General features: G+C 38.8%; 11 protein-coding genes. 6 read left to right on the forward strand and 5 right to left on the reverse strand.

All coding sequences use genetic code 11. The features are described 5' to 3' along the window. Positions 1 to 67 precede the first annotated feature (67 nt). The 3 genes from ABIB30_RS20810 to ABIB30_RS20820 all read left to right on the forward strand — a co-directional run bounded on the left by ABIB30_RS20810 (position 68) and on the right by ABIB30_RS20820 (position 4,494). Complete coding sequence (locus tag ABIB30_RS20810; protein ID WP_354304971.1) at positions 68 to 1,681, forward strand: Na+/H+ antiporter; 1,614 nt, start codon at positions 68 to 70, stop codon at positions 1,679 to 1,681. A gap of 70 nt (positions 1,682 to 1,751) precedes the next feature. Continuing rightward, a complete protein-coding gene (locus ABIB30_RS20815) occupies positions 1,752 to 3,689 on the forward strand; it encodes a glycoside hydrolase family 9 protein (protein ID WP_354304972.1) in 1,938 nt (645 codons plus the stop codon). Positions 3,690 to 3,732: 43 nt separating this feature from the next. Next, positions 3,733 to 4,494 (forward strand): ThuA domain-containing protein, encoded by a 762-nt coding sequence (locus tag ABIB30_RS20820; protein WP_354304973.1) that lies wholly within the window; start codon positions 3,733 to 3,735, stop codon positions 4,492 to 4,494. A 94-nt stretch (positions 4,495 to 4,588) separates the two neighbouring features. On the opposite strand, the gene ABIB30_RS20825 is transcribed toward ABIB30_RS20820, so the two are convergent. The 5 genes from ABIB30_RS20825 to ABIB30_RS20845 all read right to left on the reverse strand — a co-directional run bounded on the left by ABIB30_RS20825 (position 4,589) and on the right by ABIB30_RS20845 (position 10,565). After that, a complete protein-coding gene (locus tag ABIB30_RS20825) occupies positions 4,589 to 5,476 on the reverse strand; it encodes a polysaccharide lyase (protein ID WP_354304974.1) in 888 nt (295 codons plus the stop codon). A gap of 128 nt (positions 5,477 to 5,604) precedes the next feature. Next, positions 5,605 to 7,131 carry a serine hydrolase gene (locus ABIB30_RS20830; protein ID WP_354304975.1) on the reverse strand — a complete coding sequence of 509 codons (1,527 nt, stop codon included), beginning with the start codon at positions 7,129 to 7,131 and terminating at the stop codon, positions 5,605 to 5,607. A gap of 312 nt (positions 7,132 to 7,443) precedes the next feature. Then, a complete protein-coding gene (locus ABIB30_RS20835) occupies positions 7,444 to 7,989 on the reverse strand; it encodes an HD domain-containing protein (RefSeq protein ID WP_354304976.1) in 546 nt (181 codons plus the stop codon). 22 nt (positions 7,990 to 8,011) lie between these two features. Continuing rightward, positions 8,012 to 9,181 carry an RsiV family protein gene (locus ABIB30_RS20840; protein ID WP_354304977.1) on the reverse strand — a complete coding sequence of 390 codons (1,170 nt, stop codon included), beginning with the start codon at positions 9,179 to 9,181 and terminating at the stop codon, positions 8,012 to 8,014. 73 nt (positions 9,182 to 9,254) lie between these two features. Beyond that, positions 9,255 to 10,565: a BamA/TamA family outer membrane protein gene (locus ABIB30_RS20845; protein WP_354304978.1), complete on the reverse strand. Its 1,311-nt coding sequence runs from the start codon at positions 10,563 to 10,565 to the stop codon at positions 9,255 to 9,257. Between the two features lie 879 nt (positions 10,566 to 11,444). Here ABIB30_RS20845 and ABIB30_RS20850 point away from each other — a divergent pair. The 3 genes from ABIB30_RS20850 to ABIB30_RS20860 all read left to right on the forward strand — a co-directional run bounded on the left by ABIB30_RS20850 (position 11,445) and on the right by ABIB30_RS20860 (position 15,579). Continuing rightward, positions 11,445 to 12,173 (forward strand): tyrosine-protein phosphatase, encoded by a 729-nt coding sequence (locus ABIB30_RS20850; protein ID WP_354304979.1) that lies wholly within the window; start codon positions 11,445 to 11,447, stop codon positions 12,171 to 12,173. A 208-nt stretch (positions 12,174 to 12,381) separates the two neighbouring features. After that, the gene (locus ABIB30_RS20855) at positions 12,382 to 13,191 is read left to right on the forward strand and encodes a polysaccharide biosynthesis/export family protein (RefSeq protein WP_354304980.1); all 810 of its coding nucleotides are present in this window, start codon (positions 12,382 to 12,384) and stop codon (positions 13,189 to 13,191) included. A gap of 24 nt (positions 13,192 to 13,215) precedes the next feature. After that, complete coding sequence (locus tag ABIB30_RS20860) at positions 13,216 to 15,579, forward strand: GumC family protein (protein ID WP_354304981.1); 2,364 nt, start codon at positions 13,216 to 13,218, stop codon at positions 15,577 to 15,579. The last annotated feature ends 5 nt before the right edge of the window (positions 15,580 to 15,584 follow it).

Genomic DNA, 15,584 nt, shown 5'->3' on the forward strand with positions numbered 1-15,584 from the left:
GATACCGCGTGTTTTTTGATAAGGATTGTCTCAGAATAATATATATTTAGATATAATCTGAGATACGATGCTTCATGAAAACCTTATTTTAATCCTTGTTTTGCTTTTAGGTGTAACCATTCTGGTAATGGTTGGCCATAAATTGAAAATCTCTTATCCTATATTCTTAGTCTTAGCTGGCTTAATTATAGGGTTTATTCCGGGAATTCCGCATCTTACGGTTGATCCGGATATCATCTTTTTACTTTTTCTGCCTCCCTTATTATACGAGGCTGCATGGACTACGTCCTGGAAAGATTTCCGCGAATATCGGGGGGCAATCTTTTTACTCGCGGTAGGGTTAGTGTTGATTACTTCTGTAGCAGTTGCTTATGCTGCTGTTGCTTTTATTCCGGGTTTCACTCTGGCACTTGGATTTTTACTGGGAGGAATAATCTCACCACCGGATGCTATTGCAGCTTCCTCTGTTTTAAAGGGGATTAAAATTCCTAAAACCATAAATTCCTTATTAGAAGGGGAGAGCCTGGTCAATGATGCATCCAGTTTAATTGTTTTCAAATTTGCCCTTGCGGCAGTCGTCACTGGAAATTTTGTACTTCAGGATGCTGCGTTGAATTTCGTTGTGGTTGCCGGAGGTGGAATTTTAATTGGCCTGGCCATAGGTTGTGTCTTTTATGCACTTCACCGCTGGCTGCCAACCAACGAAAATATTGATACTGCTTTAACATTGCTTACTCCATATTTCATGTATATCGTAGCGGAGCATTTCAAAGTTTCTGGTGTGATGGCCGTAGTATCCGGAGGACTGTTTTTATGTAGCCAGTCACATGTGATTCTAACACCAAATTCCAGAGTTAAAGTCAACTCCGTCTGGTCTGCAATCACTTTTATGATGAACGGAGTGGTGTTTATTTTAATTGGTCTGGCCTTACCCGATATTGTTGCAGGCCTGGGTTCAGAATATCCACTGAAAACTGCGATATTTTACGGCGTTGGAATCAGTATACTCGCCTTATTTGTCAGGTTTTTCTGGTTATTTTCAACAAGCAGATTCACTAGTTTGGTGAATAAGAAAACAAGAGTCCGTTATCAGGGCATGACCTGGCACTCTTCGGTTGTTATAGTCTGGGCTGGAATGCGAGGTGTGGTTTCTCTGGCGGCCGCACTTTCTATACCATTGATGCTCAATAGCCAAACTCCATTTCCACTGCGGAACTTAATCCTGTTCATCACTTTTGTTGTTATCCTGGTCACCCTGGTTATTCAAGGATTATCCTTACCTTATGTGATCAAAATATTGAAAATACCTGTCAATACTTATAAAATACCAGAGCAAGAGCAAAGTGCACAAATCAAACTGCGGTTAATTGATAAGTCACTGGTCAGGTTACAAAAGAACTACCAGTTCCAATGTATCCATAACGAGCTGATGGCAAGTTTTAAGACCGAACTGGAAAACTCCCTGACTGGCAAAAGAAATAACCTGGAAGCTTTTAGAACAGGTAAAATTGATAAACAAGAATTGAAAGTCTATCGTGAAATAATGCTCGATCTGATTCATATTCAGCGGGATGAACTGCATCTTTTGAAAAATGACAGGAATTACGATGATGATATTATCAGGGAAGAAGAAAGAAGGCTGGACCTGGAAGAATTGAGTACTACAGGTAATCTTTTTTAAAAGGATAATTATTCCGGAAGATATTAACAAATAAGTTCCATTAATTCATTTAAGCTATTCCAATTATAAAATGATAAAACGTTTCTCCAATGCACTTATTCCACAAAAACTAACCTTACTACTGCTGTTTCTTTTATTGATAGCTACTCATGATTGTGTCTCTGCTGCATTCATCAGGAAGCTAAATGTGCAGGAATTGGTAAATAAGAGCAATGGTTTTAACGTTAATTTTACAACCATATCAGCAATTAATGCTGAGGAACCACAGCACCCGAATGATTCTTTAAATCAGGAGATCGTCATCCTTGCAAATCAGGTAGCTTATAACCTGGACGGGCCTAAAACAGCAATGATCAAACATCGCCGGGCTTTACCAGGAATTTTGAAATTCGAACTCCTGGATGCGGCTACCCAGAAGCCGGTTTTCTCTGGTAAACTTGGAAAAGCAGAACAAGTAGCAGATTGGGATTTGGAAAATTGGTATAGTCCTGTTGACTTTACAGCTTTTCATCAACCTGGGGTATACAAAATCCAGTTGATCGTTCAGGATAAAAAATATCAATCTTATAATTTTAAAATTGGAGTACAGGCTATAGGTAAAATAGGGATTCCAGCCATGGTAAACTTCTTTAACCATCAGCGTGCTAACTCTAAAGAAGAATTGGCAGCCGATAAACAGATCAGACTTTTCGGAAGTGACCAGACTGTGAATCTTCAGGGAGGTTGGTGTGATGCTTCCGGTGATATCAGTAAATACTTTTCACATCTGGCCTATACAAATTATATGCTGCCACAACAGATTCCAATGGTTGACTGGTCGATGATTAACACTGTTGAACAAGTTCCGGATTTACTGGGTGAGATGAATATCAAAGCTAAGCTTGAGGAGGAGGCTCTTTACGGTGCTGATTATATCATGCGTTCGTTATCACCTGAAGGGTATTTTTATATGACGGTCTTTAGTTATTTTGATAAAGACCCAAATGCAAGAAGAGTGGTTGGTTTACTGGCAGACAGTAAAACAACCAGTGATTATCAATGTGCCTACCGTGAGGGCGGAGGGGTGGCAATAGCCGCTTTAGCACGGATTTCAAAATGGAACAAGGATGGGGCATTTTCTTCTGCACAGTACCTTGCAGCAGCAGAACGTGCTTTCTCACATCTGCAAAAATTCAGCACATTATATGCTGACGATGGAAAAGATAATATCATAGATGATTATTGTGCATTGATGGCCGCCACAGAGCTTTGGATGGCTACCGGTAAAACAGTATACGGTGACCAGGCCCGTAAAAGATCCGTGAATTTGAAAAACAGGTTAGCTCCTGAAGGTTATTTCATAGCAAATGATGCCAACAGACCTTTCTGGCATGCAGCTGATGCAGGGCTGCCGGTTATTGCATTGGCAAGATACCTGGATATTGAAAAAGAGCAACTGCACCGTAAAATGGCACTGCAAACAATTAAAACCGCATTGGACTATAACCTGAAAGTAACGCATCAGGTAATTAATCCTTTTGGTTATGCCAGGCAGCATTTTCTTTACCGCGGAAAAGTTAAAGACGGGTTCTTTATTCCGCATGAAAATGAGAGTGGCTGGTGGTGGCAGGGAGAAGATGCACGTTTAGGCTCATTAGCTGCGGCAGCAATAGTTGGGGGCCGGTTGGTTTATCCGGACAAAGGGCCTTTAGGTGTAAAACCTGAGCTTGCAATATATGCCAGTAAGCTGGTATCCTGGATTTTAGGAAGTAACCCTTATAATATGTGTATGCTCTATGGCTATGGACATAATAATGTACCTTATATGAGCTCTATGTATGGTCATGGCTCTGGTAAAGGAGGTATTTCCAATGGAATTACAGGGAAAGATGGAAAAGAAGATGGCTCTGGCATTGACTTTAAAGTGGAAGACCATGGCAATGAATGGCGCTGGAGTGAACAATGGATTCCTCATACCAGCTGGTTTTTACAAGCAGTTACGGCGATGTCAGCGAATCCAGATTATTAGTTAATTCAAAACAAAAATGATTAATCAATATAACCAGAATAAGATGAAGTATTTTAAATTGATAAGCGTAATCATGGTATTTATGACCCTGTCTACCGGAAGTTTCGCTAAAGAACCTGCTTTTAAAGCACTGGTATTGACAGAAAGGGGAGGGCTGCATGAAGGATTTGTCGTTGCTGCACTAGATTGGCTTCAAAGCTTTGCAGCAAAGAACAACTTTGAAATTACTGTTATCAATGATACAAAAGCTATTGATAAAGAATACCTGTCCCATTATAAATTGTTTATTCAATTGAATTATCCACCCTATACCTGGACAGATCAGGCCAGGTCTGCGTTCGAAAAATACATTGAGCAGGGACGTGGTGGCTGGGTAGGTTTTCATCATGCCACTTTACTGGGAGAATTTGATGGTTACCCGATGTGGGATTGGTTTTCAGGTTTTATGGGTGGCATCCGTTTTAAAAGCTACATCGCGGGGCTGGCTTCAGGAAAAGTTGACGTAGAAGCTGCACATCATCCGGTAATGAAAGGCGTACCAACCTCATTTATCATTCCTGATGATGAATGGTATACTTTTGATAAAAATCCAAGAGCTCAGGTAAAAGTATTAGCTCATGTCGAGGAATCGAGTTATAAACCTGCTTCTGCTATAAAGATGGGAGATCATCCGGTAATCTGGAGCAATGAAAAAATGAAAGCCAGGAATGTCTATTTTCTAATTGGGCACCACGCAAACTTGTTGAAATCCAGTGCGTTTAAAACGATGTTTGGAAATGCAGTTCTTTGGGCATCTGGTCAATGAATTGCTGGTTAATGAAGATTTAATCAATGGTTGTTGCAGGTCTGACCAATACTAGTTATAAAGGGCTGTACTCAACTTTACAGCCCTCCATATTTTAACTGGCGATTCTGTTCCAGGTCAAATCGTCATAATAAATTAACCCATCTGATGTTGAGGCCCAATAATCCTGGCTTCCACCCCTGAAGGTATGAAATGTGATGACTTTGATTAAACGCTTAGAGGTATCAGTTGTCCAGCGGATATCATTTTTGGTCAATAAATCCACTCCGTCAACCGAATAAGAAATCTGACCATCGAAATTTGAGCCAGTATTGCTCTTTACCCTGATTTTGATAGTGTACCAGGTGTTCTTAGCCAATTGTTTACTTTGTTTTCCGAAGTTATTTCCGCAATCTTCAGGCATATCCTTATAATAGACATAAGGTCTGAAATAGGGTTTATCCGTCCCGCTATTATCTTTCTGATTGCTTGGATTATACCACATAATCCTTGCGCTTCCACCTGTTCCACTGTCTGCTTTATTACAACCAGTAAAGCCGTCCCCAATCAGAAATCCAAATCCGGCTTTTCCACCTCTGCTCCATTGAAAATTAGAATCAAAGCGTATTTTAAAACTTAATTCGTATTCAGAACCATCAGGAACATCTATCTGAACGGTGTTTCCACTACCTGCACTTGCAGGAACTGAAGAAATAGAGTTGGCAGGAATTCTGACACTGACCTGGTTACTGGAAATATTAACATTGCCAGCTTGCCAGTTTCCAATGATATCTCCCATGTCGGAGGCCGCTGTAGTTTTGCTGTAAGCACCATCACTGTGCGTGAAGTTTACTGTCCGGCTTGCATATACAGCTCTGGCAGTAGTTGTTGCATCCTCGTCAATGATTTCATTGGGTTGAACATCCTTCTTACATCCTGCAATTGCAAGTGTAATCCCCAATGCAGCAAGGAGGAAATTTGATTGTTTAAAAATGGTTTTCATAGTTTTAGGTTTTTTTTTGATTGATTGTTGAGCTTTTCATTGATTGTTGAACTTTTGATGGTTTGCTAAGGCTTATTTGATTGCTAAGTTTTTTTGATTGCTAACTAAGCTGTTTGATAAGCGATCCGCTATCCCGGATCCTGATCCGTAGTCCTTTCTCTGATATATTGTTCCATTCCAAAAGCATAATCCATTTGAGTTTGATTCATCAATGGTTTTGATTTTTTGAGGACAAGAATTGCGTTGGCATAGGCTCTGTTTTTGATATAGATATCCGCGATATGGAGAAAAGGCTCAGCCGAATTGGGAAATACTGTTGCCGTAAATTCATACAATTTCAGTGCAGCAGCCTGCTGATCCAAATGTTTAAACAAGAGCTCTCCAAAAGAATTTAAAGCAGTACTATTCAGCTCATATTTTGTGTTTTTTGTCTTCCTCAACGACTGATAAAGATGGATCGCAGAATCAATACTTCCGGTTTCCAGTAGCTTTTTACCCATGACCAGCCCCACGGGGATTTTCACAACTGGCAGGTTTCCGCCTTGAAGCCAATTAGTGATATTCCTGATAATCTCTGCACTGACTGGCTGAGCAGCACTATTGCTTAAAAAAGTAATACCTATCTTTTGATCAGGGATTAATAAGATCTGATTCTGGAAATGAGTAATACTGCTTGTCTTCGTAAATGATTCCTGATCGTTTTCTTTTTGGAATTCCCAACCAAATGTTATACCCGTCAGTTTTCCCGTCATATACCTCGCACCAAAGAAATCATCAAAGGTAGCCCGGCTCACAAAAACGCCTTTCCCTGTTTTTCCTTTGTTCAAAAGCATTTCCATCCAGATAGATAGATCTGCAGCAGTGGTATGTAAGCCATTACTGCCACTATTTTCACGGTTATAAGGATAAATACTGTCTGATTTTGATGTCAAAGTCAACCAGTTGTTGACGCTGAATGGCTGTACCGTTACTGCTGGCTTAGAGAAGCTGGACGATTTCATGCCCATTTTCTGAAAAACTTGCTCGTATATGTAATCTTCAAATGGCTTTTTAGTTACTTTTCCAACCAGGTCAGCAAGGATATCATAATTATAAGGTGACCTGACCACGCGGGTACCTGGAAAGGGAAATTTCAACTGCTGAGATGAAATACTGCGGGTTGTTGTTTCCAATGCCTTGGCAGAGCTATCTGGCGTATCCCATAACAACGGGTAATGTTGTATACCAGAAGTATGAGATAATAAGTGTCTGATAGTTATCTTTTTATTTGTTTTACCTGCTGTTTTAAAATAGGGCAGATATTGCTGTACCGGATCATCTAATTTAATCAGGCCAGAATCCAGCAACTTCATGATTGCCGTAGCCACCATTGGCTCAGAAATACTGCCCGCAGAAAATGGCAGCAAAGAATCTATCTGATGCTTTTCATTATCTGCGATTCCCAGGCTCTTATTAAAAACAGAATCCTGATGTACAATCCCAACTGATAAGCCAGGGATGGAATAAGCCCGGCTAATTTCATTCAGATACTTATTCAGCGCTTTGATCCTGCTGCTGGAAATCTGTTGTTTTAAGGGTGCTTTCTGTTCGCTGTTGCAGCTAAATAGAGTGAATACTATTAAATGGAGAAGGAAGAGTAAGATTCTGTTTTTCATCTTTGTGTGTTTTTTTCATAGCTTCATAAGTACTTGTTTTGCAATGTGCTATTTGAAATTTGCAATATAGTATGCTTGAGTTATTTGGCTAATAGTGAGTAGTGCAGGTGAGATTTAGGGCCGTTGGAAAGGGAATGGCTAAGGCATACTAATCCCGCCTCCTGCAGAGAGAATTTTCATCATGTTTATATTGGTTTATGTAGAATGAATTTAAGAAAATAGGGAAAAAGAAAATCGTTTGAATCTCCCCGGACTAATGAAAAACGTCATTAAAGGAAGGTTCAAACGATTGAAATAAAATAGATCAGTATGCTATTTTAATAATTTTCTGAGGTAGGCTAACAATTCAAGCCCTAATGTTGATTTTAATACTGGAATTAATACCTCTTCTAATTTCAGCTGCTCAACTTTATAAATTTCAAATTTCCGGTCATTGCCATGGATAATACTAAATTCAACGTTTGAAATTCTATCCGCAAGTTTTACAATAATGGCATCTTCGTTTTTGGCTATCTTTTTATAGAAGTTGACTTTTCTTTCTGCTCTGCTGGCTCCTTGATCATCACTCAGTGTATAGACAATATCAGTGACTACTGCTCCGAATTTCGCTTCCAGCTCAGCTTTGGTCACTGCGGTGTCTTCCAGTACATCGTGCAGCCAGGCGGCAACTAATAGATTCAGATGATATTGATTACTTAGCTCAACATTAAACCGCATCAATACACTAATCACATTTCCAAGGTGTATTTCGTAAGGAGATACGCCATATTTCTGATCACCATGCGCTTTTACTGCAAATTCCCGGGCTTCATTAAATAATCTTTTATAATCCATCTTTATACGCTCGTTCTCTGCCATTGTATTTAATAATAAAATCTGGTTATAAATTAAGCTCTAATCTTTTAACAAAAGAAGGATTAAGATATTTCTTCAAATCCTTATAAGGCACGGAAACTACAATTTGTCCTTGCGCAAAACTAGCCACTTCATAAGGATTGTATAAAAATGCAATGCCACTGGTATCAAAAAAGAAGTTCTTGTTGGCTGCCAGGTGATCATCAAATAATTGCGTTGTTAATGCTTCGTTTGGTTTTACCTTGTATTGTATTCTGAAATTCTTTTCTACTAATTTTTGTAAAGAAACAGAATCGATATTGACGAGATCAGTCAGGGCTAAATGTTTTTGATTTTTCACATCAAAACAATACAATGTTGTTCCATAATTATTATGTGCACCACCAGAGTAATCATCAACCAGATGTTTTACAATTGCGAAGCCTCCACCATTATACTGCATATAGAATTGCTGACCTCTGGAATAATTTGCGGTAGCGCCCAGTTTACCTTCTTCGTCTTTCATGTCCGGTATCTCAGCTCTGTAGGCATTCAAATAACTCTTTGCATCGGCTTTTATACCCGCATCCCAGGAGGGTGCATTTAGTATTTTTATGATGTTTCTCAGCTGCTTATCAAGCCACAATACTTCCGGCGTTTTTCCTGCCGGCGTTAAATATTCATAACTGATTACTGCCTGAGGTGAATTTTTCAATTTCGGAATAGCTTTGATAGAATCCTGGTAACTGGCAATATTAAAAGTATAACTTCCTTCGGGATAGCCTTCCTCCAGGCGGAGAATTGATTTTTCTTTGCCTTGTACTCTTAAGCCGCTTAAAACAGTCCCAGTCCATTTTAACTGTAATTTTGGTCCGGCAGGGCCCTCAGAAGAATATCGGTCAGCAAGACTGCTTTCGGTCAGAATGATACTATCCTGATTAATAATAGTATCAGTTATCAAATTCACCTGAGTACCATTATAATCATAAGTACCTGTAAAATTGTTTCCAGTCCGGCTTAAGTTAAGGACTACATTCCGGTCTCCAATAATCCCCTGGAATCTTTTGTAAAATCTTTTCGGAAGATGTTCCTGAACTGCTACCCGGCGGGATACCGCTTCTTTAGCTGTAGTATCATTGGCAGACGTGTTTTTCTCTGTGGAATGACAGCCGGCAATTAATGCCGACAGACAAATAGTAGATAAGAATAATTTCATAGGTTTTATAGCTGTAGTTTGTGAAAATAAATAAATTTCAGCTATTTGTTTTTCTTTTTATTTCTTTGAATGTCTAAAACGCCTCATTTAATCCCAAAAAGAATCCCCTTGAACCGTAATTTCCGAAGGCGTAATCAAGACATAGATTTGTTCTTGTCGCTTTATTGAATAACACGCGTAAACCTGCGCCACCTCCAGGCTGCCACTTATCAAATATTTTTGTGCCCAGCTCATCATTGGTTGTTTGTACATTAAAGAAGGTAACGCCACTCAAAAACTTATTTCTGGTAATCGGGAACCGATATTCTAATTCTGAATAGTTATAATTGGTCCCTTTAAAATAGCCTATGGTATAACCTCTTCCGCTACGGAAAGCCGGGTCTTTACCTGTTCCCGGTAATTCCAGATAAGGAACTGCTCCACTGGCCAAATACGAACCCCAGTTCCAGAATGCAATTACATGTTCAGGATTACGCGCAGAAAGGCTCCAGTATTTTCTGAAATCGGTTGTGAATTGTACTGCGTTTTTTGTACTGCCTATCCAGGTTTGGTTGACTCTGATTCCGGCATCTGCATAAATCCCTTTATAAGCTCTGTTCTGATTATCACGAGTGGTATACTGAACATTGAAGAGCAAGCCATTTGACATATAATGATCGCGGTCAAATCCATGACGGTCACTATATATATTATAAGGTGTTAATTCGTTGTCCGTTGTTCTGTCCTCAATATTTCTTCTCATATCAAATGATACACCAGCACCCACGAACAAATTTTCTTCCACCTGCTTATATACTTTCTCTTTGAAGCTGTAATACTCAGCATGCAGTACATAGCCTTTGCGATCTGGATTTAACAACGCCTCATCTTCTACACTTCCAGGTTGATTATTTCCTATACCTAATCCGAAATCCGGTGTCACAGTTTTTGCGGCAACCAGGCTTCCCTGGAAGTTCCATTTATTACCCGGAGTATAAATATTATGATTAATATAAAAATAAATAATGCCTTTAGTGGTGATCGAAGCCGAAGTGGCTGCTACAGACATCAATGTGTTGGGATCACTTCCTAATACTCTGCCAGCCACAGCTTTGATGCCTATTTGTGCTCCAATACTTGGATTGTATGCCACATTGGGTATTACCGTAATTCCTGACTTTTTACGCAGCGGGTTTACCTTTCTGTCAGGATGTAATACCTTTCTGAATAAGTCAGAAATATCATATTGTTTGTAGGTGGAGTCTGCTGGTTTTACAACAGCGGAGGAAGCTAAAGAATCCTTTTTCAAGGAATCAGCAGATTTTATTTGCTGACTATAAGCAAGACTGCTTAAGGCTGTAAATCCGGCGAATAAAAATAATCTGGATACTATAGAGCATCTCATCCGGTTAGGATTGCGCTTTTTTGTTTGATTTGCTGCGTGTCTGAATTCCAATTTATAATAGCGTTAGGAGTACTTACTGTAAGTGTTAAACCCTGAAATCATTATAATGTTTTATGCTTTAACTATTTATTTGTTATAAAGCAGACAAAAAGGTTAAATTTTAAGGTTGCTCAGCAATTCGGGCAGCACAATTTCAGCCATGAAGGTCAATCAGTTTTTTATTTTCACCTCAATCCCTAAAACATCCTTATATACGCTGATTCCGGTTATTCTTCAATTATTTGAGGGGAATAGTTTTAATTAATTAAATTATTTTTGTACTATTTATTTATATAATTGCAATAAAATAGAAAAGCTTCGCGTTTAGATAGATTATAATTGAAAAATAAATTAACTAAAGGTGTTTGTTGAAATTAGTTTTTGGCTGTCTATTTGATTTTTATGGCTCATTTGGGCTCCTGGGAGGGTATTCCTGCAAGTTGTGTATGGGATGGGGCCTGAGTCTTTGAAAAGGCCTTTTTCTGTCAGATGATGAGTTTGTCCAGGTAGTGTTTGAGAGGTTGTAATTGCTTTTTTTGTTGTTTAAAGTGTTTTAAATGTGTTTTTATGCATTTATGCTTCATTCAGGATATAAAGCCACTATTTAATCGGTCTTTTTTTTAAGCCTCGTATTTTGGGGCTGAATATAATTTTATATGGACTTCAAGTGCTTGTTTTTTAATCGTTGTACCTTTAGTTGATAAAAAAAACACAATAATTTAATGTCTAAATCATTTTATGTATGAATAAATTTGTACTTTCGTTAAAAAACATAAGCTATTAATGCGATGTTAGCGAAACTAGATTCTTATTGCTTTACGAAATACCATATTATAAAGAATGTTTACCTTTTTTAAGAAAAAAAATCAAGTTGAGGATTTAGAATGGCTGGGTGTTGACATACATTCCCATTTATTGCCGGGGATTGATGATGGATCTCCTGATATTCAGCAATCTTTGAATTTGATTAAGCAGTTGAGTGATTTGGGATTTAGTAAATTCCTTTGTACACCTCATATTTTTGAGGAATTATATCCAAATGATGCGAATACCATTTCTTCTGCCTTGAAGGAGGTTAGGTTTTGTTTGGAAAAAGCTGGTTTAGAGGTAGATATTAATGCAGCAGCGGAATATATGATAGATGAAAATTTTCAAGCTAAAGATGGATTGCTTTGTTTACCGGGAAAGTATATTTTGATTGAGATGTCTTATCTCTCAGAAACGCCTGGAATTGACCAGGTCATCTTTGATTTGAAGATTCTTGGCTATCATGTTATTCTTGCGCATCCCGAGCGCTATTCCTTTAATCATAACCATCTGGCCAGATTTAACAGATATAAAGAAATGGGGGTTATGTTTCAGTTAAATTTATTAGCTGTTTGTGGATATTATGGTAATGAAGTAAAACGCGTATCCGAATATCTGCTGGAAAACAAACTCTATGATTTCGCTGCGACAGATTTGCATCATGACAAGCATTTACGTGTGCTTTCTGCTGCAGTTACCAGTGGTGCTTTGTATAAAAAACTAGGTAACTATGATTTTAAAAACAAGGAGATTTTCGCCTGAGCGAAAGCCTGGTGTGGCAGACAAACGGTTGGTTAGTCAAGTAGTAAGTCAGGCGGTAGTAAAGGTATTTAACTGCTTCAAATGTTAAATTAGTATAAAGATAAAACGATTTATATATTCAAAAAGGGCATATAGAATATGTAGTTACCAATGATAGCCCAAATAAACTCTTATAAATTATAACCCGTTAAAAACGCCTTATCCACCTATGAGAAGAAGTTTTAAAAATGGCAAAATCAGAAACGGTGCAATCCTGTTTTTGGCTTTGCTTTTTACATCATGTGCAAGTACAAAAAACGTACCTTACTTTCAGGACATCACGTCCGCAGAAAAATCTGTATTAGCCAATACAGCAGTTTTCACAGAGCCAGCAATTCAGCCTGATGATATTCTTTCTATTTCGATATTTACTATTGATCCGGCTACTTCTATGGTTGTAAATCAAGTAGGTACACAAGCATTGAGTACTATTCCCGGGCCGGCTGGTGGAATTGTCGCTACACCCCCAGCTTCAGGGTTCCTGGTCGATAAAAATGGGGAGATTGATCTGTCTATCGTTGGCAAAGTAAAGATCGGTGGTCTGACTACTTTTCAAGCCAGAGACCTGATCAAAGAAAAAGCTGCAATTGTTTATAAAGACCCGAATGTGCAGGTGCGTTATGCTAATTTTAAGGTCACTGTGCTGGGTGAGGTTGGAAGACCTGCTTCGTATGTGTTGCCTAATGAGAGAGTTAGCGTATTAGATGCCTTAGGTTTAGCTGGAGATCTGACCATATTCGGCAGGCGTGAAAATGTTTTGCTTATTCGGGAGAATAATGGCAAAAAGGAATTCGCGCGTCTTAATTTAAATTCTTCTGAGTTATTTAACAGCCCTTTTTACTACCTTAAACAAAATGATGTCATTTACGTCGAGCCTAACAAAGGAAAAGCTGCTTCTTTAAACCAGGCGAGGACCCAGACCTATGCAATTATCGGGACTGCACTCTCAGTTTTAATAGTCTTGTTCTCAAGACTTTAGTCGCTCACCTTTTAGTATAAATCAATGAACAAGATAGTTGAAAACAGGATATCGCAAAAAGACGACGCTTTAGATATAAAGCAAATTGTATCACGCTTATTATACAATTGGTATTGGATTTTATTCTCTTTATTAATTTGTGTTACTTTAGCTGTGCTGTACGCCAGGTATAAAACACCTAGCTATAAAATATCCGCAAGAGTGCTGGTAAATGATGAAAAAAAGGGTAGTGGCCTGATGGCAGGCAGTGACCTGCTGGGCGACCTGGGCGGATTATTAGGTGCAAAAAGCACAGTTGACAATGAAGCTGAAATTTTAAAGACCCGGTATTTAATGGAGCGTGTTGTCGAAGACATGAATCTTAATATTACCTATTACAGAAAAGGAAGAGTCAAGAATACCGAGCTTTATAAATCGCCTGTCAAAGTGAGGATCCTCTCTGCAGAAGATACCATTAAAGAAACCAATGTAGGAATTGAGCTTTTGAAAAATAATCAGATCGCAATCAGTTCCAAAAAACTAGATACGCTGGTCAGTCTTGGTAAGCCCTTTAAAATGCCCAAAGTAGGGACAATTCTGGTGACCAGAAATACTGAGGTTGCTGATTTATACGGAAAATATAATGTGAACATAAATTCTGTCGATACTAAAGTGGCAGATATGATGGAAGACCTTACAGTTGAGGTTAAGAATAAGCTCATTACTATTGTCGATGTCTCTTTGAATCACCCTATACCTAAAAAAGGGGAGGATATCCTGAATAAGCTGATTGAAAGCTATGTTCAGGAGAATGTGAAAGACAAGAATGAAATCGCAGACAGTACAGTTAAATTTATTCAGAACCGTCTGAATTTCATAGGCAGGGAGCTAGGTGACCTTGAAGGTAACATCCAGGGCTTTAAACAAAAGAATAACCTGGCAGATATGACTGAGCAGTCTAAGCTTTTAGTGCAGACTACAGGGCAGTATGTAAGCGATCTGAGTAAAATGGAAACACAGATCAGCATCCTTAAAAGTTTACAGGAATACTTAAAAGACGGGACGAAGAACAAACGCGTTTTACCGAGTTCTTTAGTGCCGGCAGATTTAGTATTCAGTGGTGCAGTAGAAAAATTCAATACCCTTACACTTGAAAGAGCAAAAAGATTAATCGGTATCACTGAAGCCAATCCGGCGATTATCATACTGGATAAGGAGATTGCAAATGCCAGGGCCGATATTGAAGCCAATCTGGTAACCACACTGGACGCTTTTACCATTACCAGGGATAAGTTAAGCAGTCAAATGAAAAAGGCTGAAACTCAGGTTCGCGGAGTACCGGAAATTGAACGTAATTATTTGAATTTAGCCCGTCAGCAGCAAATCAAACAAGAGCTTTACCTCTTTTTGATGCAGAAAAGTGAAGAAACTGCGATTTCTAAAACCTCAAACATCTCGAACTCCAGAACTATTGATCCGCCTAAATCAGAAGTGAAGCCATTTAGTCCTAAAAAAGCGATGATCTATATCGTGGGTCTTTTCCTTGGCCTGTTTATTCCGATCGCCGTTATTTATCTGAAAGATATTTTAAATGATAAGATCCAGACCAAAGAAGATATCAGCCGGGTAACAGCCGTTCCTGTAATCGGAGAAATCAGCCATAACGAAGAAGGGACTAACCTTGTTGTGGCCAATAGTTCCAGGTCTGCGGTCTCTGAACAATTCAGGGCCTTAAGAACCAACCTCTACTTTTACATGAAAGCTGCAGATGCGAAGGTCATTCTAATTACTTCGAGTATGGCAGGAGAAGGAAAATCTTTTGTGGCGATTAACCTGGCGAATGTACTGGCGCTTTCCAATAAAAAAGTTCTTTTAATGGAGCTTGATTTGCGTAAGCCCGGCCTGTCTGCCAAGCTGGATATTCCAAACGATTCAGGATTCACTAATTACATTATTGATCCCGCTTTAACCGCTAAGGATATAGTAAAACCTTTAAGTATCCATAAAAATTTATCGATCGTAAGTTCAGGCCCTGTGCCACCAAATCCGGCAGAGATGTTATTGGATGACCGGACTAAAGAATTGATTGAAGAACTTAAATTACAGTTTGATTATATCATTATAGATGCCCCTCCAATAGGCATCGTTGCCGATGCGCAGCTGATGTCTGCCTATGCAGATGCTTGTGTATACCTGGTCAGACAAAACTTCACTGCGAAACAACAATTGAATATTGTGGAAGATCTGAGCAGGAATGAAATGATGAAAAATATTGGAATCGTTGTCAATGATATTGATGGTCATGGTTACGGTTATGGCTACGGTTACGGCTATGGTTACGGCTATGGTTCTTACGACGCTCCAGACGATAAAAATAAAAAGTGGTTTAAAAAATTGTTCAAATCTTAATTAAT

It is taken from the genome of Pedobacter sp. UYP1, assembly GCF_040547305.1.
Lineage (GTDB): Bacteria > Bacteroidota > Bacteroidia > Sphingobacteriales > Sphingobacteriaceae > Pedobacter.